Origin of the sequence: Pseudonocardia sp. EV170527-09 (assembly GCF_008369905.1) — a bacterium.
Lineage (GTDB): Bacteria > Actinomycetota > Actinomycetes > Mycobacteriales > Pseudonocardiaceae > Pseudonocardia.
The window spans coordinates 55,663-76,097 of sequence record NZ_VRMC01000004.1 but is presented as its reverse complement, the minus strand read 5'-3'; the positions used below and the strand labels follow the sequence as shown (position 1 = coordinate 76,097).

Genomic DNA, 20,435 nt, shown 5'->3' with positions numbered 1-20,435 from the left:
GAAGGGCGGGCCGATCACCCGTCGCGGTTACACTCGGCGAGTCCTTCCCTTCGCAGAGGAGCACGCGATGACCCTGCCCGACCGCCCGCAGCAGCCCGACGTCCGCCGTCCCGCGGCCGCGGCAGCAGCGGCGGCAGGGGAGGGGGCCGTGGTCCCGCTCGCCCCCACCGAGCGTTTCGCGACCCGCACTGCCGGGATGACGGCGTCGGAGATCCGGGCGCTGTTCGCCGTCGCGAGCCGCCCGGAGGTCGTCTCGCTGGCCGGCGGCATGCCGAACCTGGCGGCGCTGCCCCTGCAGTCCCTCGCCCGTGAGGTGGCCGAGCTGGTCGACGTGGACGGCATGTCCGCGCTGCAGTACGGCTCCGCCCAGGGCGTCCCGCAGCTGCGCGAGCAGATCTGCGAGGTCATGCGCGAGGAGGGCATCGAGGCCGACCCGAACGACGTCGTCGTCACCGTCGGCTCGCAGATGGCCCTCGACCTGCTGACCCGGATCTTCGTCGACCCGGGTGACGTCGTCCTGGCCGAGGGGCCGTCCTACGTCGGCGCGCTGGGCAGCGTCGCCGCCTACCAGGCGCGGGTCGTGCACGTCGCCATGGACGAGCACGGACTGGTCCCGGAGCTGCTGCACGAGGCGCTGGAGTCCCTGGCCCGGCAGGGCGTCGTCCCGAAGTTCCTCTACACGATCCCGAACTTCCACAACCCGGCCGGCGTGACGCTCGCGCACGAGCGCCGGCCGCAGATCCTGGAGCTGTGCCGCCGCTACGGCGTCATGGTCGTCGAGGACAACCCGTACGGGATGCTCGGCTTCGACGGCAAGGTGCACCCGGCGCTGCGTTCCTACGACCCGGACGTGCTGTACCTGGGGTCGTTCTCGAAGACGTTCGCGTCCGGACTGCGCGTCGGCTGGGCGCTGGTGCCGCCACTGGTGCGGGACCGGCTGGTGCTGGCCGCGGAGTCGGCGACGCTGTGCCCGCCGTCGTTCACGCAGATGCTGGTGTCGCGCTACCTGTCGCACCACGACTGGCGCAGCCAGATCAAGACGTTCAGCGAGAACTACCGCGAGCGCCGCGACGCGATGCTGGCCGCGCTGGAGACGTACCTGCCCGAGGGCTGCACCTGGAACGTCCCCGACGGCGGGTTCTTCGTGTGGCTGACCGTGCCGGAGGGCGTCGACACGAAGGCGATGCTGCCCCGCGCGGTGACCGCACGGGTCGCGTACGCGTCCGGCACCGGCTTCTACGCCGATGGGTTCGGCAGCCGGCAGCTGCGGCTGTCGTTCTGCTTCCCGACGCCCGAGCGCATCACCGAGGGCGTGCGGCGGCTGGCGGCGGTGCTGGAGGCCGAGATGGAGGTCGTGCGGACCTTCGGGACGCCGGTCCGCCCCGAGCTGAGCCGGGGCACCCAGAGCCCGTCGCCGGACACCACCTGACGCCGTCGCACGACGGCGATGTTTCACGTGGAACGCCCCGGACCGGCTCCCGGTCCGGGGCGTTCCCGTTGATGGCGCAGAATGCCCGCGTGAGCGATCGAACGGTGGCCGTGCTGGCCGGAGGCCTGTCCCACGAGCGTGAGGTGTCCCTGCGATCCGGTCGTCGACTGGCGGGCGCGCTGCGCGCGAACGGTGTCGACGTCCGCGAGTGGGACGTCGACGCACGCCTGCTGGAGCGGTTGTCGACCGACCGGCCGGACGCGGTCGCCGTCGCACTGCACGGGGGCGAGGGGGAGAACGGCGCCGTGCAGCAGGTGCTGGAACTGCTGGGCATCCCGTTCGTCGGGACTCCGTCCGGGGCGTGCCGGCGGGCGTGGGACAAGCCGAGTGTGAAGGCCGAGCTCGTTCGCGCGGGCCTGTCCACGCCGGACTGGGTCGCGCTGCCGCACTCGACCTTCCGCGAGCTGGGCGCCCAGGGTGTGCTCGGCGCGATCGTCGACCGGCTGGGGCTGCCGCTGGTGCTGAAGCCGGACCAGGGCGGCTCGGCGCTCGGCGTACAGGTGGTCCGGAACGCGGCGGACCTCCCGGCCGCGATGGTCAGCTGTTTCGCCTACGCCGAGACGGTGCTCGTGGAGCAGTTCGTCGCCGGGACCGAGGTCGCGGTGTCGGTCGTCCACGACCGCGAGGAACCCCGCGCGCTGCCCCCGGTGGAGGTGGAGGTGCGGTCCGGGTTCTACGACTACACGTCCCGCTACACACCCGGTGCGGCCACGTTCCACTGCCCGGCACGGCTGCCGTCGGACATCCTCGACACGCTGGCCGACACTGCCCTGGCCGCACATCGACTGCTGGGCATGCGCGACGTGTCGCGCACCGATGCGATCGTCGACGCCGACGGTCACGTGCACGTCCTGGAGATGAACGTGTCACCGGGCCTGACCGACACCTCGCTGCTCCCGACCGCGGTGGCCGCGGACGGTTCCGATCTCGCGACGGTCTACCTGTCGCTCGTCGAGCGCGCGGCGGCCCGCCAGGGCTGAGCGATGTTCCACGTGGAACCACGGCCGTGTGGTTTCACGTGGAACATCGGCTGAGCACGCCGGCGACGGGACCGGTCACCCGGAGCGGGACCCGCATGACGGAGGCGTCGGTCACCGTCGCGTCGACGCTCGGGGCTCCACCGGCCCGACGCCGACGAGCTCCGGGTCGGGCACACCCGGGAACCGAGCAGCACGGCCCACCTTCTCGCCGTGCACCGGAAGGATCGTCGTCCACTCGCCGCGGGGCTCGATCGCGGTCACCGGGGGAGACGTGGGCGTCGACCTGCCAGGCGGCACGCATCATCGTGACGGAGTCGCCCAGCGGGTGCATCCGTCCCGCCCACCCGGCCACGGCCGAGGCCGGCTTACCGCAGGGGCCGTCGCGCCGGTGTCGGGAGGGCATCCCCGGAGAACCGGCGAGCGATCCCGGGGGAGGACAGGTCTCGGGCGACGTCGGACGCGCGAGGCGCACCGCCTGAGCGCCGGTGTCCGACGCTCACCGGCAGACCGCCATCTCACACCGCTGCAGTTCCCTCTATGCCGGCGCGTCGGGACCGGGGGAGGACCGGTTCAGATGCGCACCACGACCGGTTCCGCTCCAGAAGGACGACGACCGAGAACCGGTCTCGTGGGACGCAGGCGCGTCCGGGCGGTCACCGAGGTCACGCACAGCCGACACCGCGGGGGCGACGGCTGCGCGTCGCGGGCGGTCGGTGGGGCGCCGGTGGGCACCCGACCGTCGGCACGGTGTTCCACGTGAAACACGCGTGCGCGGAGCCGGGTGCCGGTCGATCTGACCGGGCCTCGCTCGGGGGCGCGGCTGGACTTCTGCCGCGGCGCACCGGCTCGTTCCCACCACGGACCCGTCCTGCCCCGCCGGGCCCGTCCACACGCAGGCTGGGCCCGCCTCGCGAGGTTCTACCTCGCCGGGTTCTGCATCGCCGGCGTTCCGCGCTGACAAGTTCGGTGTCGCCGGGGTTCGGGCATGACAGCGCCGCCCGCGCTGGCGCCGGCCACGGTGTCGTAGGTTCGGTGCCCCGCGGTTCAGCGCCCTGGTTCCGGCGGCCCCGGGTTCGGAGGCCCTGGGGTTCAGCGCTCCCCGGTTCAGCGCTACGCGGCTCGACAACCCGGGGCTCAGCGCCCCGCGGCTCGGCGGCACCGGGGTTCGGCACCCCGGGGTTCGGCACCGCCAGGTCCCGCACTGCCCGGGCCAGCCGGATCCGCTCCCGCAGCCCCACTCGATCCCGCAGCGCCACCCGATCCCCGATCCCCGCAGCCCCAGCCCCAGCCCCCGCCTCACGGCGGCCCGGTCCCACCGCATCCACTCCCACCGCATCCACTCCCACAGCACCCGGCTCCACACACGTCACCTGCCTCCTGAACGCCACCCGGTCCAGAAGCAGTCGATGCCGCGTCGAACAGTCCCGCACCCCTAGGCCAGGCCGGCGGTCGAGCTGCATGCGGGCCCAGCGCAGAACGACCCCGGAACACCACACCCCGGGTCGACGGACACCGGGAGGCGTGTCCGACACCGCCGCCGATCGTCGGCACGAACCCGGGGCCGCAGCGGTGCCGACGCCCCAGCAGACGCCTGCTCCGAGACACAGCCACACCGAACCGCAGGGCCACGCATCGGTGCCGTGCCTGCGCCCACCGCACAGCCCGGAGTCGACGACGGACCCGTGGCGTGGAGCTCCGTCCCGAGCACCGAACTGCCGACGACTCGCACGAGGCCCGACCGCAGCGACTCCGGGCCACGCCTCCCCAGACGGCATGCGAACCAGGGGACCGCAGTCACGCCACCGTAGGAATCGAACGAGAGAACACTCGGACGCCGAGTACGTACGGCGTATCAGCCCGGCAGCGGCGACGGACTCGCCAGCGCGACTCCAGGTAGGAGCGAGAGCCCGTGCGTCGCCGGGCAGGGCCCGGCCGCTGGCCCACCGCAGACCGACACGCGGCCATGCCCCGTCGATGTTCCACGTGAAACCAACGCTCCACGTGAAACGACCGTATCGGTCCACGCGCGGTCCGGGTCATGCCTCGAACCGACGCTCAACGGCGCCACCGGGAGCCGCCCCGCTCGCGCCATGGGCTCACGGCAGGGGCCGCCCCGACCACCATCCCGTCCCGGCACCACCCGACCCCGTCATCGCCGCCCCGTGACGCACCGAGCCGCCTGCAGCCACCGTCGACATGACCGGATGTAGACGTACGTACGACAGAGCGAGTCGTATGGCGACCGTTCCGTCCCCAGCCGACAGCGAGACGGCCGGACAGCGGATGAATCGGACATGATCCGCGCCTCAGTGGCCCCCTACGTCTCCTGAAGCGCATCTCGGCCTCCCCATGAGCAGGATGTCCGAAGGACACCCCAGAAGCCGCCTCAGGGCGCCCTCAGATCCGCTCCACGGAGCACCACCTCGCGTCCGACCAGGAACCCGGAAACGCCGACGGCCGCCGTCCACGAGGACGACGGCCGTCGGGCAGGGGACTGGTGTGCCGGTCAGTCGCGGTCGCTGATGCCCATCAGCCCGGTGATCCGGTCCAGGTCCTCGACCGACCCGAACTCGACGACGATGCGGCCCTTGCGCTGACCCATCTCGACCTTCACCCGGGTGTCGAACATGTCGGCCAGCCGGTCGGCACGCTCGACGAACTCCGGACGCTGCTCGCCGCGACGGCGGGCCCGGCGCTCCCGCGGGGGCCCCTCCTGCCGCGCGAGCACGACGGCCTCCTCGGTCGCGCGGACCGACATGCCCTCGGCGACGATCCGGGTGGCGAGGTCCTCCTGCTGCCCGGCGTCCTCGAGGCCGAGCAGAGCGCGCGCGTGCCCGGCCGACAGCACCCCGGCGGCGACCCGGCGCTGCACCGACACCGGCAGCTTCAGCAGCCGGATCATGTTGGTGACGACGGGCCGGCTGCGACCGAGCCGGTCGGCGAGCTCGGAGTGCGTCACGCCGAACTCGGCGAGCAGCTGCTCGTAGGCGGCCGCCTCCTCGAGAGGGTTGAGCTGGACGCGGTGGATGTTCTCCAGGAGCGCGTCGCGGAGCATCACGTCGTCGGCGGTGTGCCGGACGATCGCGGGCAAGGTCTCCAGCCCGGCACGCTGGGCGGCGCGCCACCGGCGCTCACCCATGATCAGCTCGTAGTCGACACCGGCCCGCCGGACGACGATCGGCTGCAGCAGCCCGAACTCACGGATCGAGTGCTCCAGCTCGGCGAGCTGGTCCTCGTCGAACTGGGTCCGCGGCTGCTTGGGGTTGGGGACGATCCGCCGCAGCGGGATCTCGCGGTACTCCGCCCCGCCGTCGACGACCGGCGTCTCGGGATCGTGGTCGTCGCGTCGGACGGCCGGGCCCGGGCGGTGCGGGGGCGCACCGGGTCCGTTGCCCCCGGGCCGGTCACCGGCCTCCGACGGGCCGGTGGGGATGAGCGCGGCGAGGCCGCGGCCCAGCCCACCCTTGCGCTCGGCCATCTCAGCGACCGTCCGGGCGGTAGGCGCCGCTCGCCCCGTGCTCGGCGATCTCACGGGCCGCGTCGATGTAGCTCATCGCGCCGCGCGAGCCGGGGTCGTAGGCCAGCACGGTCTGGCTGTAGCCGGGGGCCTCGGAGACCTTCACGCTGCGCGGGATGACCGTCCGCAGGGCCGTCGGGCCGAAGTGCTGGCGGACCTCGGAGGTCACCTGGTCGGCGAGCTTGGTGCGGCCGTCGTACATGGTCAGCAGGATGGTCGACACGTGCAGCGAGGTGTTCAGGTGCGAGCGGACGAGGTCGATGTTGGACAGCAGCTGTCCGAGCCCCTCCAGCGCGTAGTACTCGCACTGGATCGGGATGAGCACCTCGGACGCCGCGACCAGCGCGTTGACCGTCAGCAGCCCCAGCGACGGCGGGCAGTCGATGAGCACGTAGTCGACGTCGAGCCGGGACAGTGTCTCGTCGTTGAGCGCCTGGGCCAGCCGGGACTCCCGGGCGACCATGCTGACGAGCTCGATCTCGGCGCCGGCCAGATCGATCGTGGCGGGCAGGCAGAGCAGGTTCGGCGACGCGGTGCTGACCGCGACGGCCTCCTCGAGCGGGATCTCGCCGAGCATCACCTCGTACACCGACGGCGTGCCGGTGCGGTGCTCGACGCCGAGCGCGGTGGACGCGTTGCCCTGCGGGTCGAGATCGATCACCAGCACCCGGATGCCGTGCAGGGCCAGCCCCGCGGCCAGGTTGACCGTGCTCGTCGTCTTCCCGACCCCGCCCTTCTGGTTCGCGACGCTCATGATGCGGCGCGCGGCCGGGCGGGGCATGCCGTGCCGGTCGGGGTGCAGGACGCGTGCGGCCCGCTCGGCCTCGTCCGCGATGGGGGTCCATCCGGCACTCATGCGCGACCCTCGCTTCCTGGACGGTTCGTACCCGGTCGGTGTTTCACGTGAAACGGCGCTCCGGCACCCATCATCGCCGTTCCTTCCTCGGGATGCGGCGGGGCGCGCCGGTCCGCGGGATCTCGACCACCGTGGTCAGCGGATCGACCACACCGGCTCCGGTCTCGTGGATCCGGGGCTCACCCCCTCCGAGCGCACGGACCGCCGCGGCGTCGCGGGCGATCTCGTCCGGGGCGGAGGCCCCCTTCAGCACCAGCATCGCACCCCCCTGCCGCAGCAGGGGCAGGCAGATGCCCGCGAGCCGGGCCAGCGGTCCGACGGCCCGGGCGGTGACGACGTCGGCCCCCTCCCATCGTCGCAGAACGGGCCGCTCCTCGGCACGCCCCCGTTCGACGGCGATGTCCAGGCCGAGATCGGTCAGCACCTCGTCGAGCCACTCCACCCGTCGGGCGAGCGGCTCGATCAGCACGATCCGCAGGTCCGGCCGGGCCAGGGCGAGCGGGATCCCGGGGAGCCCGGCCCCGGAGCCGACGTCGGCGACCCGGGCGTCGGCGGGCACGACCTCACCGAGGACCGCGCAGTTCAGCACGTGCCGGTCCCACAACCGGTCCCGCTCGCGCGGGCCGATCAGCCCGCGCTCGATCCCGGAGGTCGCGAGGTGCTCGACGTAGCGGACGGCCAGCCCGGTCCGGTCGCCGAAGACCTTCTCCGCGACCTCCGGGGTCGGGATGGGGGAGGTGGTCACTTCTTGTGGACCACGACCTGGCGCCGCGGCTCCTCGCCCTCGCTCTCGGAGACGACACCCTTCACGGTGGCGACGGCGTCGTGCACGACCTTGCGCTCGAACGGCGTCATCGGCCGCAGCCGCGCGGACTCGCCGCTGGCCTTGACCTCCTGGGCGGTCTCCAGCCCGAGCGCTGTCAGCTCGTCGCGGCGGTGCCGTCGCCAGCCCGCGATGTCGAGCATCAGCCGGCTGCGGCTGCCCAGCTGCTGCTGGACGGCGAGGCGGGCCAGCTCCTGCAGGCTCTCCAGCACCGAGCCCTTGTCACCGACGAGCTTCTGCAGGTCGGGGTCGTCCTCGGCGCCCTCGATGCTGACGATGGCGCGGCCGCCCTCGACGTCGAGGTCGATGTCGCCGTCGTAGTCCAGGATGTCCAGCAGGCGCTCCAGGTAGTCACCTGCGACGTCGCCCTCCTGGATCAGCAGGCTCTCGCCGGACGGCTTGTCCTGCACGTCCGGACCCTCGGCGGGCTCCTTGGCGGTGGTGGGCACGCGCTACTCCTCTCGTCAACGGTTCGCGGTCCGTCGCGTCCGGGCCCGCGCGGCGGTGGGGTCCGCCGGGGCCGGCGGGGCGCGCCGGGGTCTGTGGGGTCGTGCGGTGTGGGTCGTGCGGTGGGGTCGTCAGCGACGCTTGCCGCGCCGGGCCTTGGCCCCCGGGCGCTTCTGCACCGGCTTGGCCCCGGGCTTTTTCTGGCCGTTCCCGTTGCGGCCCGCGCCGTTGCGCTGCCCGTCGGAGGTGGTGCCGGTGTCCGCGGAGGCACCGTCGGATCCGGTGGCGCGGGCCTGCGACGCCGCCTCGGCGGCCTTCTCCTCGGCGGGGTCGATCGGCTCGTCGGCGATCTCGCGGACCTCCTCCGCGGTGCCACGACGGGCGCCGCGGATCGGCTTCTGGCCGGGGCGCGGGGCGCGGGCCTTCGCGGACTCGGTGGCCTTCTCGGCCTTGTCCGACTCCTCGGCGTCGATCTTGCGGTAGACGACGTACTGCTGGCCGAGGGTCCACAGGTTGTTGGCGACCCAGTAGAAGAGGACCGCGAGCGGCAGGAACGGCGCACCGACGACGACACCGATCGGGAACACGTAGAGCATCAGCTTCTGCATGATCTCGGCCTGCGGGTTCGCCGCGACGGTGCCGGCGGCGATCTGCGCCTGCTGGCGGGCGACCGAGTGGCGCGCGGTGATGTGGGTGAAGATGCCGGCCGCGATCATCAGCGGGATCATCACGATCCACTGCGAGACGAGGTTGCCGCCCAGCTCGGCGACCGACGCGGTGTTCTGCAGCGGCCACACGGCCGAGCCCAGCTTCGCGCCGAACAGGCTGGAGTCGACGAACGAGGCGTTCTCCGCCGCGTTGAAGACGTAGTTCTCGGTCTTGCCCGGCTTGAACTCGCGCAGCACGTGGAACAGACCGATGAAGACCGGGATCTGCACCAGGATGGGCAGGCAGCCCATCAACGGGTTGGCGCCGTTCTGCTGCTGGAGCTTCTGCATCTCCGTGGCGAGCTTCTGGCGGTCGTTCGCGTACTTCTTCCGGAGCTTCTGCATCTCCGGGGCCATCTCCTGCATCTTGCGCATGGAGCGGACCTGGACCACGAACGGCTTGTAGAGCAGCACGCGCAGCGTGAAGACGAGGAAGACGACCGACAGCGCCCAGGCGAACCCGTTGTCGTCACCGAGGACGAAGCCGAAGACCTTGTGCCAGACCCACATGATCCAGCTGACGGGGTAGTAGATGAAGTCCAGCACTGCTGCGTTGCTCCTCGTGGTCTCGGGCGGGGCCCGCGGGTCAGCGGTCCGTACCGCGTGAGAGGCCTTCGGTCCGGGGCGGGTCGGTGGACGTCTGCTCCGGCCCGGGATCGGGTTCGGTGCCGCTGCGCGGGACCCCGTCGCTGCGCCGCCGGCGCGGCGGGACCGGGTCCCACCCGCCAGGGTGCCACGGGGCACACCTCAGCAACCGCCACACGGTGAGGCCGAGACCGCGCACGAAGCCGTGCTCGCGGAACGCCTCGACCGAGTAGGCGCTGCAGCTCGGGTGGAACCGGCAGCTCGGCATCAGGTTGGGGGAGATCCACACCTGGTACCAGCGCACCGCGGCCATCGCGGCCCGCGCGCCGACGCCGGGACGGGCGCCGGGGAGCCCTCCGTCGTCCATCGGAGCCTCCTCACCCGTCGGAGCCGCGTCGTGTGCCGTACTCATCGCGCGTCGTCCGCGGCCGGGCGCGGACGGCGCGGTCGCTGCGCCGCCCGCAGTGCGGAGTCGAGGTCGGCCGCCAGCTCGGCGGACGAGGCGTCACCGGCGGGCGGCAACGCACGGACGACGAGCGCGGCGCCTGCGGGCAGCGCCTCCAGCCGGTCCGCGACCAGGTGCCGCAGGCGCCGGGCGACCCGGTGCCGGACCACGGCGTTGCCGACGGCCTTGCTCACGACGAAACCCGCCCTCGGCGAGGCGTGCTCGGGCACGCCGCCGGGGCGGGTCAGGTCGAGGTGCACCACCAGCCTCGACCGGCCGGCGCGTCGTCCGCGCCTGATCGTCGAGGCGAACTCGGGCCGGCGGGTGAACCGGGCGTGTGCCGGCAGCACGGCGCGGGCCGGTGGGGGCGCCGGCCGTCAGGCCGAGAGGTTGCCGCGCCCCTTGCGACGGCGCGCGGCGAGGATCGCGCGGCCGGCGCGGGTGCGCATGCGCAGCCGGAAGCCGTGCGTCTTGGCCCGGCGGCGGTTGTTCGGCTGGAAAGTACGCTTGCTCACGGTCGGCTCCTGGTCGGCGGTTCGCAGGCGTCCTGCGACGCCGAGATGTCTACGGTCACTGGCTCGGGTTCGCGGGCCACCGGCCACACGACACACCGCAGGAATGCGGGACGTCGCGTTCGACGGGCGTGACACGCCCATCCGACCAGGTGTCCGGTCGTCAAGGGTACGCAGCGCGTTTCGAAGGGGCCACACCACCCCCACCGGGCGCCGCGACCCCGCCGGCCGGCCGCCGCGACGGCTGCTGCTAGCGTCGCCGACCCCGCCCGGGACCGGCGCGGGACCAACGACCTCGCGCACCCCGACCGAGACCTCCACACGGCCGACGACCGACGCCCCGATGCGCGCCGGCCGAGGCCTGCTGCGTACCTTTACGCACAAGTGTGGACAACTCTGGGGATACATCGCCTCAGAGGTCGAGTCCGCGCGTCCGGACGGCTCACCGCCAGTGCTCCGGGGGGAGCAGACCGCCGACGGCGGCCGATCGGGAGGGGGAAACGCGGATGACCGACCAGCCGGGCGACCTCGGCGCGGTCTGGAACCGGGTCATCGCCGATCTCTCCGGCGCGTCGGCCGAGTCCGGTACGCCCACCCTCTCCCCGCAGCAACGCGCGTTCCTGCGCCTGACCCGCCCCCTCGGCCTGCTCGACGGCACGGCGTTGCTCGCCGCACCGAGCGAGTTCGCGAAGGACGCCATCGAGCGGATCCTGCGCAGACCGATCAGCGACGCCCTCGGCCGCCACCTCGGCGTGGCGGTCAACCTCGCGGTCGTCGTCGACGCCTCCGCGGCGTCCGGCGGCACCGAGGTCCCCGACCCGCCCGGGTTCGGCATGCACCGCGGCGTCACCGCCGGGGACAGCGTCCGTGACACCGGCACCGGCGACCGCGCGGGCGACGCCCCGGCCGCGGTGACCACCGGGGACCACGGCGCCGGTCCCGTACACGAGCACGTCGCGCACGAGCACGTCGACGGCACGGGCTCGGACACCGGGCCGCAGCCCGCCGTCGACGGCGGGTACGGCAACGGCTTCGCCGGCGGGTCCCGCCGCGACGACGCCGGCCCCTCCGGCACCGACCGCGGCTGGTCGGCCGAGCAGCCGCCGTCGTCGTCCGGGGGATGGGCGCCGCAGCCCGGCGGTCGCCCCGAGCCGGGCTCACGCGACGGGCAGACCTCGTGGCCTGCCTACACCGCGCCGCAGGCGGGCGACCCGGTCGCGCCGCGGTCGCAGACCCGGCTCAACGAGCGCTACACCTTCGACACCTTCGTCATCGGTGCGTCGAACCGGTTCAGCCACGCCGCCGCGGTCGCGGTGGCCGAGGCACCGGCGCGCGCCTACAACCCGCTGTTCATCTGGGGCGAGTCCGGGCTGGGCAAGACCCATCTGCTGCACGCCGTCGGGCACTACGCCCAACGGCTGTTCCCCGGGATGCGGGTCCGGTACGTCAGTACCGAGGAGTTCACGAACGACTTCATCAACTCCCTGCGCGACGACCGCAAGGTCGCCTTCCAGCGCCGCTACCGCGACGTCGACGTGCTGCTGGTCGACGACATCCAGTTCCTGGAGGGCAAGGAGGGGACGCAGGAGGAGTTCTTCCACACCTTCAACACCCTCCACAACGCGAACAAGCAGATCGTCGTCTCCTCCGACCGGCCGCCCAAGCGCCTCGAGACCCTCGAGGACCGGATGCGGACCCGGTTCGAGTGGGGACTGATCACCGACATCCAGCCGCCCGAGCTGGAGACGCGGATCGCGATCCTGCGGAAGAAGGCAGCGCAGGACCGGCTCGCCGTCCCCGGTGAGGTCCTGGAGTTCATCGCGGAGCGGATCGAGCGCAACATCCGCGAGCTCGAGGGCGCGCTGATCCGGGTCACGGCGTTCGCGTCGCTGAACCGGCAGGCCGTCGACACCCAGCTCGCCGAGATCGTGCTGCGCGACCTCATCCCGGACTCCGCGGCCTCGGAGATCACCGCCCCGACGATCATGGCGGTCACCGCCGAGTTCTTCGGCCTCACGCTGGACGAGCTGTCCGGGCCGGGCAAGACGAAGGCGCTCGCCCAGGCCCGTCAGATCGCCATGTACCTGTGCCGCGAGCTGACCGACCTGTCGCTGCCGCGCATCGGGCAGACCTTCGGCGGACGGGACCACACCACCGTCATGCACGCCGACAAGAAGATCCGCAACGAGATCTCGCTCCGGCGGAAGACCTTCGAGCAGGTGCAGGAGCTGACCGCGCGGATCAAGCTGCGCGCTCGGCACTGACCTCCGCCGGGGCCCGCCGAGGCGGGTTGTCCACCGGTCGCACCGCTTCTCCACAGCCCGACGGGCTCCGCCGTGACCTGGCAGGACGCGTTCGCGGCGGTCACCGCGCGCACCGGGACCGATCCCGTGCAACCCACAGGGGCCACAGCCCCCCAGATCGCCGTGGGGGCGCGTTCGGCGCCCTCCCGGGGCGATCGGCACCCCCGCCGCCGCCGACGTCCGGGACGCCCGGCCCGTTCGACGCGATACCGATCGGGTCCGGCGTGGCGCCACGCGCGTGTCGGTCCCACTCCTCCCGTTCGTCGTCCGGTAGTGGGCACTCGGCGCTTCGTCACTCGCCCCGGTGATCGCTTGCGCCCACCCGCCGGTCACGCTCCGTCGACAACACTGTGACGGGTGAGACGTCTGTGGGTTCTTCGCGCAACGCGGGAGTGCTGAACTGTCTGTGCCCCCGGTCACCCTGGGTCCACGATCCACCACGTTTTCACCCACATCTGGGGACAACTCTGTGGATGGATCGTCTCCGGCCCGTGGACGGATGGCCCGGGATCCGTGGACAACTCTGTGGTGAACCCGGGATGAACCGGGGACGGATGGACGTCGACGCCGTCGGTCCACCGCTCCACGGACCTGTCAACGGGTGCCCCCACCCCCGCGTCCCCAGCCGACGTGGCCTGCTGACCAGCACGGATGCGCTCCATCCACACTGTGCACAGGACTTAGTACTACTGCGGTTGTTCTCTCTCTATTTCTTCTTCCCAAGAACACCTGTGTGGACCGACCCCCGGACGGGGACACGGACGGGGACACCCGATGGGCACCGGGGTGGCGTGGAAACTGTCGGGGCGAGGCTCTACCGTGAGCGTCCCGGCGAACCCCGGCTTCCGATCCCGTCCCGGCCATTCCGCTCCGCAGCCCCTCCGGGCCACGGGGCCGGCCGGACCGGAGGACGAACCGGTCCGCCGCAGCACCGCCGTCCCGTCGACGACCCGGCCCCGCGCCGTGGTCCGAGTCGGGCGCTACCGGGGAAGGTCTCCAGATGAAGTTCCGGGTCGAACGCGACGTCCTCGCGGATGCGGCTGCCTGGGTGGCGCGCAGCCTCCCGGCTCGTCCGCCGGTGCCCGTGCTCGGCGGGGTCCTCATCCAGTCCGATGGCGAGTCCGGCGAGAAGCTGACCGTCTCCGGCTTCGACTACGAGACCTCGGCCCGCGTCGAGCTCGACGCGACGGTCGGGGAGCCGGGCCGCACGCTCGTCTCCGGCCGGCTGCTGGCCGACATCACCCGCGCGCTGCCGTCCAAGCCGGTCGACCTGACCGTCGATGGCTCCCGCGCCACGATCAACTGCGGCAACTCCCGGTTCAGCCTCCCGACGATGCCGGTCGAGGACTACCCGCAGCTGCCCGACATGCCGCAGCGTGCCGGGTCGGTCGCCGCCGACGCGCTGGCCGCCGCCGTCGCCCAGGTCGCCGTCGCGTCCGGCCGGGACGACACGCTGCCGATGCTGACCGGCATCCGACTCGAGATCGAGGGCTCGCAGCTGACGCTCGCGGCCACCGACCGGTTCCGGCTCGCCGTCCGCGAGCTCGAGTGGTCCCCGGAGGACGCCTCGATCTCGACCGCGGTGCTGATCCCGGCCAAGACCCTCGCCGAGGTCGCCAAGACCCTCGCCGGGTCCGGCACCGTGGAGATCGCGCTGTCGGCCGGGGACGGGATGCTCGGCCTCACCGGAGGCGGCCGTCGCTCCACCAGCCGGCTGCTCGACGCCGAGTTCCCGCGCTTCCGCCAGCTGATCCCGGCCGAGCACACCACCGCCGTCGAGCTCGACGTCGCGCTGCTGGTCGAGGCGATCAAGCGTGTCTCGCTCGTCGCGGACCGGGTCGCCCAGATCCGGATGGAGTTCGGCGAGGACGGACTGCGGCTGGCCGCCGGCGGCGACGACGTCGGGTCCGCCGAGGAGGAGCTGCCCTGCGCGCTCGACGGCAGTCCGCTGACGATCGCGTTCAACCCGGGCTACCTGCTCGACGCGCTCGGCGCGCTGCACACCGACCGCGCGCAGCTGACGTTCACCACACCGAACCGGCCCGCACTGGTCCGCCCGGTGCCCAAGCCCGCCACCGACGACGCGGGCGAGGCGCCGTCGCCGGAGAAGTCGGGCTACCTGCACCTGCTGATGCCGGTGCGGCTGCCGGGCTGACCCCGACCGGGTCGGCCCGCCGGGGGCGACCCCCGCCGGGCGGACGTCCCGGCGAGGGGGAAGACTCCTCCCCGGTGTGATCGACGAGGGCCACCGGTGCCCTGTGGGGCATGCCGGCGGCACGGACGTGAAGGGGGCCTCTGCCGTGCAGATCGGCATGATCGGACTCGGCCGCATGGGCGGCAACATGCGGGAGCGGCTGCGGGCCGCCGGGCACGAGGTGGTCGGCTACGACCCCCGCCCGGAGGTCAGCGACGTGGCCTCGCTCGCCGAACTCGCGGGTGCGCTGGCCGCACCGCGCGTCGTGTGGGTCATGGTTCCCTCCGGCGAGCCGACCCGGAACACCGTCGCCACCCTGGCGACGACCCTCGAGGCCGGTGACCTGGTCATCGACGGCGGCAACTCCCGCTACACCGACGACCAGCCCAACGCCGCCCTGCTCGACGCGCACGGCATCGGCTACATCGACTGCGGCGTCTCCGGCGGGATCTGGGGCAAGGACAACGGCTACGGCCTGATGGCCGGTGGCGAGCCGGAGCACATCGCGCGTGCCATGCCGATCTTCGACGCGCTGCGTCCGGAGGGCGTGCGTGAGGAGGGCTTCGCGCACGCCGGTCCGGTCGGCGCGGGCCACTTCGCGAAGATGGTCCACAACGGGATCGAGTACGGCCTGATGCAGGCCTACGCCGAGGGCTTCGAGCTCATGGAGGCCAGCGAGCTGATCACCGACGTACCCGGGGTGATCCAGGCCTGGTCGCGCGGCACGGTCGTCCGCTCCTGGCTGCTCGACCTGCTGGTCGACGCGCTCAAGGACGACCCGCGCCTCGAGCAGCTCGAGGGGTACGTGGACGACTCCGGGGAGGGTCGTTGGACGATCGAGGAGGCCATCGCGCACGCGGTGCCGCTGCCGGTCATCTCCGCGGCCCTGTTCGCCCGGTTCTCCTCCCGGCAGGCCGAGTCGCCGGCGATGAAGGCCGTCGCCGCGCTGCGCCAGCAGTTCGGCGGGCACGCGGTGAAGAAGTCCGGGCCCGCCGGGTCCCCGGGTGACAAGGCGGGACCGTCGTCCGGCGGCGGTTCGACGCAGCAGTGACCCGGCGCCGAGCCGGACGGGAAGGGTGACCAGGCGGTGTACCTCAGGCGGTTCTCGGTCACCGACTTCCGGTCCTGGCCGGAGGCCGAGCTGGAGCTCGACCCCGGTGTGACCGTGCTGGTCGGGGCCAACGGCGTCGGCAAGACCAACCTGGTCGAGGGGATCGGCTACCTCGCCACCCTCGGCTCGCACCGGGTGTCCTCCGACGCGCCGCTGATCCGGCGCGGGGCCGAGCAGGCCGTCGTCCGCGGCGAGGTACAACACCACGGCCGGAAGCTCGGCGTCGAGCTGGAGATCAACAACGGGAAGCAGAACCGGGCGCGGGTCAACCGCTCTCCGGTCTCGCGGCCGCGCGAGGTCCTGGGGATCCTGCGCAGCGTGCTGTTCGCACCGGAGGACCTGGCGCTCGTGCGGGGCGACCCGTCGGAGCGCAGGCGCTTCCTCGACGAGCTGCTCGTCGCGCGGTTCCCGCGCTACGCCGGCGTCCGTGCCGACTACGACAAGGTCCTGCGCCAGCGCTCGGCCCTGCTGAAGTCCGCGAAGCCCGCACTGCGCGGGGCCCGCGGCCGGTCCCGGTCGCCGGTCGCCGCGGACCCGGACCTGCCCGACGACCTGGCGACGCTGGAGGTCTGGGACGGGCACCTCGCCCGTACCGGCGCGGCACTGCTCGCCGGGCGGCGCGAGCTCGTCGTCGCGCTGGCGCCCTACGCCCGCGAGGCGTTCGCGGCGATCGCGCCGTCGTCGGACCCGATCGGCCTGGACTACCGGTCCAGCCTCGGGACGGCGGGGGTGGCGGAGCTGCCGTCCTCGACCGGGGAACTGGAGACGCTGCTGCTCGACCGGCTGGCCGAGGTGCGGTCCCAGGAGATCGAACGCGGGGTCTGCCTGGTCGGCCCGCACCGCGACGAGCTGGACCTCGCACTGGGCGAGGGACCGGCGAAGGGCTACGCCAGCCACGGCGAGTCCTGGGCGTTCGCGCTGGCGCTGCGGCTGGCGTCCTACCGCCTGCTGCACGCCGACGACGTCGAGCCGGTCCTCGTGCTGGACGACGTCTTCGCCGAGCTGGACTCGGCCCGCCGCCGCGCGCTGGCCGGCCTCGTGGCCGACGCGGAGCAGGTACTGGTGACCGCCGCGGTGGCCGAGGACGTGCCCGCGGAGCTCGACGGGGCCCGGTTCGCCGTCGGCGACCGGAGGGTGAGCCGCGACGGCGAGGTGCCAGCATGATCGCCCCGACAGGTCTCGAACGTGTCACGGCATTCTGGGGACAAGGCTGTGGATACTGTGGATAACTCAGGCGAACCGGGGGACGGACGCCGTTCCGGAACCGGAAACCGGAGGACAGGGCGTCGGGGAACGGGCACCGATGGCACCGCCCCTGGGGACGGACGCGACACCGGACCGGGTCACGACGCGGTCACGGGCGCGGACGTCCCGGGCGCGGGGGTCCCGGGGGAGCAGGGGGACCTGCTCGCCGGCGACCGCGCGAACCTGCGCGGTGCCGACCTCGCCCGCGAGGCGTTGCGCGCGGCCCGTGAGGCGTCGGCCCGCAAGGCCGAGGAGCGGGCCCAGGCCGACCGGCCCAAGCTGCGCGTGGTCTCCGGGCGGGGGCGTCGCCGTCGCTGGTCGGGGGCGGGGCCCGACGACCGGGACCCGCAGCCGTTCGGACGCCTGGTGTCGCGGGTGTCGGTGGACCGCGGCTGGTCGAACCGGCTGACCGACGCCACCGTGCTCGGCCGGTGGCCGCAGCTGGTCGGACCGGACGTCGCCGACCACTGCACACCGGTCTCGCTGCGCGACGGCGAGCTGACCCTGCAGGCCGAGTCGACCGCGTGGGCCACCCAGCTGCGGACACTGCAGCGTCAGCTGCTGACCCGGCTCGCGGCCGCGGTCGGGCCGGACGTCGTGCGCCGGATCCGGGTGGTCGGGCCGAGCGGCCCGAGCTGGCGGCACGGTCCGCGGCACGTCCGCGGTCGCGGCCCCCGCGACACCTACGGCTGATCTCCCGCACCATCCGCACACGGACCGCCGACCGGGTGGTGCGAGCCCGGTCGCTCACGTTGCGGACGCGTCATGACGCCAGGGACGCGTACGGGGCCCGGATCGGGTGGGGTGCTGCACCGGAGTGCACGCGCCGCTCTCGTCGGCGGTGAGCGCGAGATGACACGGCCGCCGGTCCGTTCGGCCCCGCAGGGGCACGTTCGACCCCGCACCGGACGCCGTTCGCCCGTCTGTGGCGCTTCTGGGTGGATCCTATCCGCCTTCCCGGGCGTTCCGCCGGGTAGGATCGACAGGTGTTTCCCGGGTGGCTCCCCAATGACATGACCAGAGCGCCCGGTCGGTGGAACCGCTCCGTCGTCGTCGCACCGGTGGTGCGCGCGTCGCGCGGGCGGTTCACGTGGCGAGGAGAAGCAGCTACCCGTGGCTTCCGACAAGGCAGCGAACAACGCCTACGGCGCGTCGTCCATCACGGTCCTCAAGGGCCTGGAGGCGGTCCGCAAGCGGCCCGGCATGTACATCGGCTCGACCGGTGAGCGGGGCCTGCACCACCTGATCTGGGAGGTGGTGGACAACTCGGTCGACGAGGCGATGGCCGGTCACGCCACGAAGGTCGTCGTGACCCTGCAGGCCGACGGCGGCATCCGCGTCGAGGACGACGGTCGTGGCATCCCCGTCGAGATGCACCCGGTGGAGAAGAAGCCGACCCTCGAGGTCGTCCTCACCAGCCTGCACGCGGGCGGCAAGTTCGACGACAAGTCCTACGCCGTGTCCGGTGGTCTGCACGGCGTCGGCGTCTCGGTCGTGAACGCCCTGTCCACCGCGCTCGACGTCGAGGTCCGCCGCGACGGCAAGATCTGGCGCCAGCACTACGAGTACGCCGTGCCCGGCGAGCTCGTCGAGGCCGGCGCCACGAAGAAGTCCGACACCGGCACCACGATCACCTACTGGGCCGACCCGAAGATCTTCGAGACGACCACCTACACGCTGGAGACGATCCGTCGCCGGCTGCAGGAGCAGACGTTCCTGAACAAGGGCCTCACCATGGTCCTGCGCGACGAGCGCAGGCCGGAGAAGCCGGCGGGCGTGCCGTCGTCGGACGCGGTCGACGAGGACGGGAACCCGGTCGAGGCACCGGTCACGGAGATCGACACGGACTCCGAGCCCGACGCCGAGGGCTACGTCGCCAAGCCCAAGGAGTACGTCTTCCACTACCCGAACGGGCTGGAGGACTTCGTCGCGCACCTGAACAAGTCCAAGGACCCGATCCACCGCAAGATCGTCAGCTACACCGGCGAGGGCCCCGGCCACCAGGTCGAGGTCGCGATGCAGTGGAACTCGGGCTACTCCGAGTCGGTCTACACCTTCGCGAACACGATCAACACGCACGAGGGCGGCACCCACGAGGAGGGCTTCCGCCACGCGCTGACCGCCACGGTCAACAAGTACGCGCGCGACAAGAAGCTCATCAAGGAGAAGGACCCGGCGCTGTCCGGCGACGACATCCGCGAGGGCCTCGCCGCGATCGTCTCGGTCAAGGTCTCCGAGCCGCAGTTCGAGGGCCAGACCAAGACCAAGCTCGGCAACACCGAGGTCAAGTCGTTCGTCCAGCGCGTGTCGAACGAGTGGCTCGCCGACTGGTTCGAGCGCAACCCCACCGAGGCCAAGACGATCGTCACCAAGGCGGTCTCCTCGGCCCAGGCCCGCCTGGCCGCGCGTCGTGCCCGCGAGCTCGTGCGCCGCAAGAGCGCCGGCGACATCGGCGGCCTGCCCGGCAAGCTGTCGGACTGCCGCTCCCGCGACCCGGAGAGCTGCGAGCTCTACATCGTGGAGGGTGACTCCGCCGGCGGCTCGGCGAAGGCCGGCCGCGACTCGATGCACCAGGCGATCCTGCCGATCCGCGGCAAGATCATCAACGTCGAGAAGGCCCGGATCGACCGCGTCCTCAAGAACACCGAGGTCCAGTCGATCATCACCGCGATGGGCACCGGCATCCACGACGATTTCGACCTGTCGAAGCTGCGCTACCACAAGCTCGTGCTGATGGCCGACGCCGACGTCGACGGCCAGCACATCCGCACGCTGCTGCTCACGCTGCTGTTCCGCTTCATGCGCCCGCTGATCGAGAACGGGCACGTGTTCCTGGCGCAGCCGCCGCTGTACAAGCTCAAGTGGGCCGGTCGCGGGGCCGAGCCGGAGTACGCCTACACCGACCGCGAGCGGGACGGCCTGATCGAGGCCGGCCGTGCCGCGGGCAAGAAGCTCCCCAAGGACCAGGGCGTGCAGCGCTACAAGGGTCTCGGCGAGATGGACGCCAAGGAGCTGTGGGAGACCACCATGGACCCGACGAACCGGCTGCTGCTCCAGGTGAGCCTGGACGACGCCGCCACCGCCGACGAGCTGTTCTCGGTGCTGATGGGTGAGGACGTCGAGTCCCGCCGCTCCTTCATCACCCGCAACGCCAAGGACGTGCGCTTCCTGGACGTCTGATCCACACACCTGATCCAGACGAACGTATGAACACGCACGAG

General features: G+C 72.5%; 17 protein-coding genes. 8 read left to right on the top strand and 9 right to left on the bottom strand.

The annotated features are described in order from the left end of the window. The first annotated feature begins 67 nt into the window (after positions 1-67). Together FVA95_RS02110 and FVA95_RS02105 are read left to right on the top strand one after the other, a co-directional pair. A complete protein-coding gene (locus tag FVA95_RS02110) occupies positions 68-1,429 on the top strand; it encodes a PLP-dependent aminotransferase family protein (RefSeq protein ID WP_149662694.1) in 1,362 nt (453 codons plus the stop codon). A gap of 89 nt (positions 1,430-1,518) precedes the next feature. After that, a complete protein-coding gene (locus FVA95_RS02105) occupies positions 1,519-2,469 on the top strand; it encodes a D-alanine--D-alanine ligase (protein WP_149662693.1) in 951 nt (316 codons plus the stop codon). 111 nt (positions 2,470-2,580) lie between these two features. Here FVA95_RS02105 and FVA95_RS30660 read toward each other — a convergent pair whose 3' ends face one another. From FVA95_RS30660 to rpmH, 9 genes are all read right to left on the bottom strand, one after another. Further along, positions 2,581-2,730 carry a hypothetical protein gene (locus tag FVA95_RS30660; RefSeq protein WP_161992163.1) on the bottom strand — a complete coding sequence of 50 codons (150 nt, stop codon included), beginning with the start codon at positions 2,728-2,730 and terminating at the stop codon, positions 2,581-2,583. Positions 2,731-4,975: 2,245 nt separating this feature from the next. Next, positions 4,976-5,947 carry a ParB/RepB/Spo0J family partition protein gene (locus FVA95_RS02100; protein WP_149662692.1) on the bottom strand — a complete coding sequence of 324 codons (972 nt, stop codon included), beginning with the start codon at positions 5,945-5,947 and terminating at the stop codon, positions 4,976-4,978. A 1-nt stretch (position 5,948) separates the two neighbouring features. Beyond that, positions 5,949-6,842, bottom strand: coding sequence for a ParA family protein (locus FVA95_RS02095; RefSeq protein WP_149662691.1), 894 nt, complete (start codon positions 6,840-6,842; stop codon positions 5,949-5,951). 70 nt (positions 6,843-6,912) lie between these two features. Continuing rightward, positions 6,913-7,587 (bottom strand): 16S rRNA (guanine(527)-N(7))-methyltransferase RsmG, encoded by a 675-nt coding sequence (gene rsmG, locus FVA95_RS02090; protein WP_060713925.1) that lies wholly within the window; start codon positions 7,585-7,587, stop codon positions 6,913-6,915. Further along, positions 7,584-8,075, bottom strand: a complete 492-nt coding sequence (locus FVA95_RS02085) for a R3H domain-containing nucleic acid-binding protein (protein WP_139319064.1) — start codon at positions 8,073-8,075, stop codon at positions 7,584-7,586. The genes rsmG and FVA95_RS02085 overlap by 4 nt, the downstream gene beginning before the upstream one ends. Positions 8,076-8,243: 168 nt before the next feature. Then, entirely contained in the window at positions 8,244-9,365 is a 1,122-nt protein-coding gene (gene yidC, locus FVA95_RS02080; protein ID WP_149662690.1) for a membrane protein insertase YidC, read from the bottom strand. A gap of 40 nt (positions 9,366-9,405) precedes the next feature. Next, positions 9,406-9,771 carry a membrane protein insertion efficiency factor YidD gene (gene yidD / locus FVA95_RS02075; protein WP_020622602.1) on the bottom strand — a complete coding sequence of 122 codons (366 nt, stop codon included), beginning with the start codon at positions 9,769-9,771 and terminating at the stop codon, positions 9,406-9,408. 41 nt (positions 9,772-9,812) lie between these two features. Continuing rightward, a complete protein-coding gene (gene rnpA, locus FVA95_RS02070) occupies positions 9,813-10,199 on the bottom strand; it encodes a ribonuclease P protein component (RefSeq protein WP_149662689.1) in 387 nt (128 codons plus the stop codon). A gap of 27 nt (positions 10,200-10,226) precedes the next feature. Beyond that, the gene (gene rpmH / locus FVA95_RS02065) at positions 10,227-10,364 is read right to left on the bottom strand and encodes a 50S ribosomal protein L34 (protein ID WP_020622600.1); all 138 of its coding nucleotides are present in this window, start codon (positions 10,362-10,364) and stop codon (positions 10,227-10,229) included. A gap of 503 nt (positions 10,365-10,867) precedes the next feature. Here rpmH and dnaA point away from each other — a divergent pair. The 6 genes from dnaA (at position 10,868) to gyrB (ending at position 20,394) form a co-directional block, all read left to right on the top strand. After that, complete coding sequence (gene dnaA / locus FVA95_RS02060) at positions 10,868-12,625, top strand: chromosomal replication initiator protein DnaA (RefSeq protein WP_149662688.1); 1,758 nt, start codon at positions 10,868-10,870, stop codon at positions 12,623-12,625. Positions 12,626-13,664: 1,039 nt separating this feature from the next. Further along, positions 13,665-14,819, top strand: coding sequence for a DNA polymerase III subunit beta (gene dnaN / locus FVA95_RS02055; RefSeq protein WP_020628488.1), 1,155 nt, complete (start codon positions 13,665-13,667; stop codon positions 14,817-14,819). A gap of 145 nt (positions 14,820-14,964) precedes the next feature. Continuing rightward, the gene (gene gnd / locus FVA95_RS02050) at positions 14,965-15,909 is read left to right on the top strand and encodes a phosphogluconate dehydrogenase (NAD(+)-dependent, decarboxylating) (protein WP_051050530.1); all 945 of its coding nucleotides are present in this window, start codon (positions 14,965-14,967) and stop codon (positions 15,907-15,909) included. 36 nt (positions 15,910-15,945) lie between these two features. Then, on the top strand, positions 15,946-17,133 hold the full coding sequence (gene recF / locus FVA95_RS02045; RefSeq protein ID WP_149662687.1) for a DNA replication/repair protein RecF: 1,188 nt from the start codon (positions 15,946-15,948) through the stop codon (positions 17,131-17,133). A gap of 57 nt (positions 17,134-17,190) precedes the next feature. Continuing rightward, complete coding sequence (locus tag FVA95_RS02040; RefSeq protein WP_020628485.1) at positions 17,191-17,907, top strand: DciA family protein; 717 nt, start codon at positions 17,191-17,193, stop codon at positions 17,905-17,907. Positions 17,908-18,327: 420 nt separating this feature from the next. After that, positions 18,328-20,394, top strand: a complete 2,067-nt coding sequence (gyrB, locus tag FVA95_RS02035) for a DNA topoisomerase (ATP-hydrolyzing) subunit B (protein ID WP_149662686.1) — start codon at positions 18,328-18,330, stop codon at positions 20,392-20,394. The last annotated feature ends 41 nt before the right edge of the window (positions 20,395-20,435 follow it).

Excerpts from the sequence above, each read along its gene's own strand:
- FVA95_RS02110 (WP_149662694.1), top strand. The coding sequence starts at position 68 with ATGACCCTGCCCGACCGCCCGCAGCAGCCCGACGTCCGCCGTCCCGCG.
- FVA95_RS02100 (WP_149662692.1), bottom strand. The coding sequence starts at position 5,947 with ATGGCCGAGCGCAAGGGTGGGCTGGGCCGCGGCCTCGCCGCGCTCATC.
- FVA95_RS02095 (WP_149662691.1), bottom strand. The coding sequence starts at position 6,842 with ATGAGTGCCGGATGGACCCCCATCGCGGACGAGGCCGAGCGGGCCGCA.
- yidD (WP_020622602.1), bottom strand. The coding sequence starts at position 9,771 with ATGGACGACGGAGGGCTCCCCGGCGCCCGTCCCGGCGTCGGCGCGCGG.
- dnaA (WP_149662688.1), top strand. The coding sequence starts at position 10,868 with ATGACCGACCAGCCGGGCGACCTCGGCGCGGTCTGGAACCGGGTCATC.
- dnaN (WP_020628488.1), top strand. The coding sequence starts at position 13,665 with ATGAAGTTCCGGGTCGAACGCGACGTCCTCGCGGATGCGGCTGCCTGG.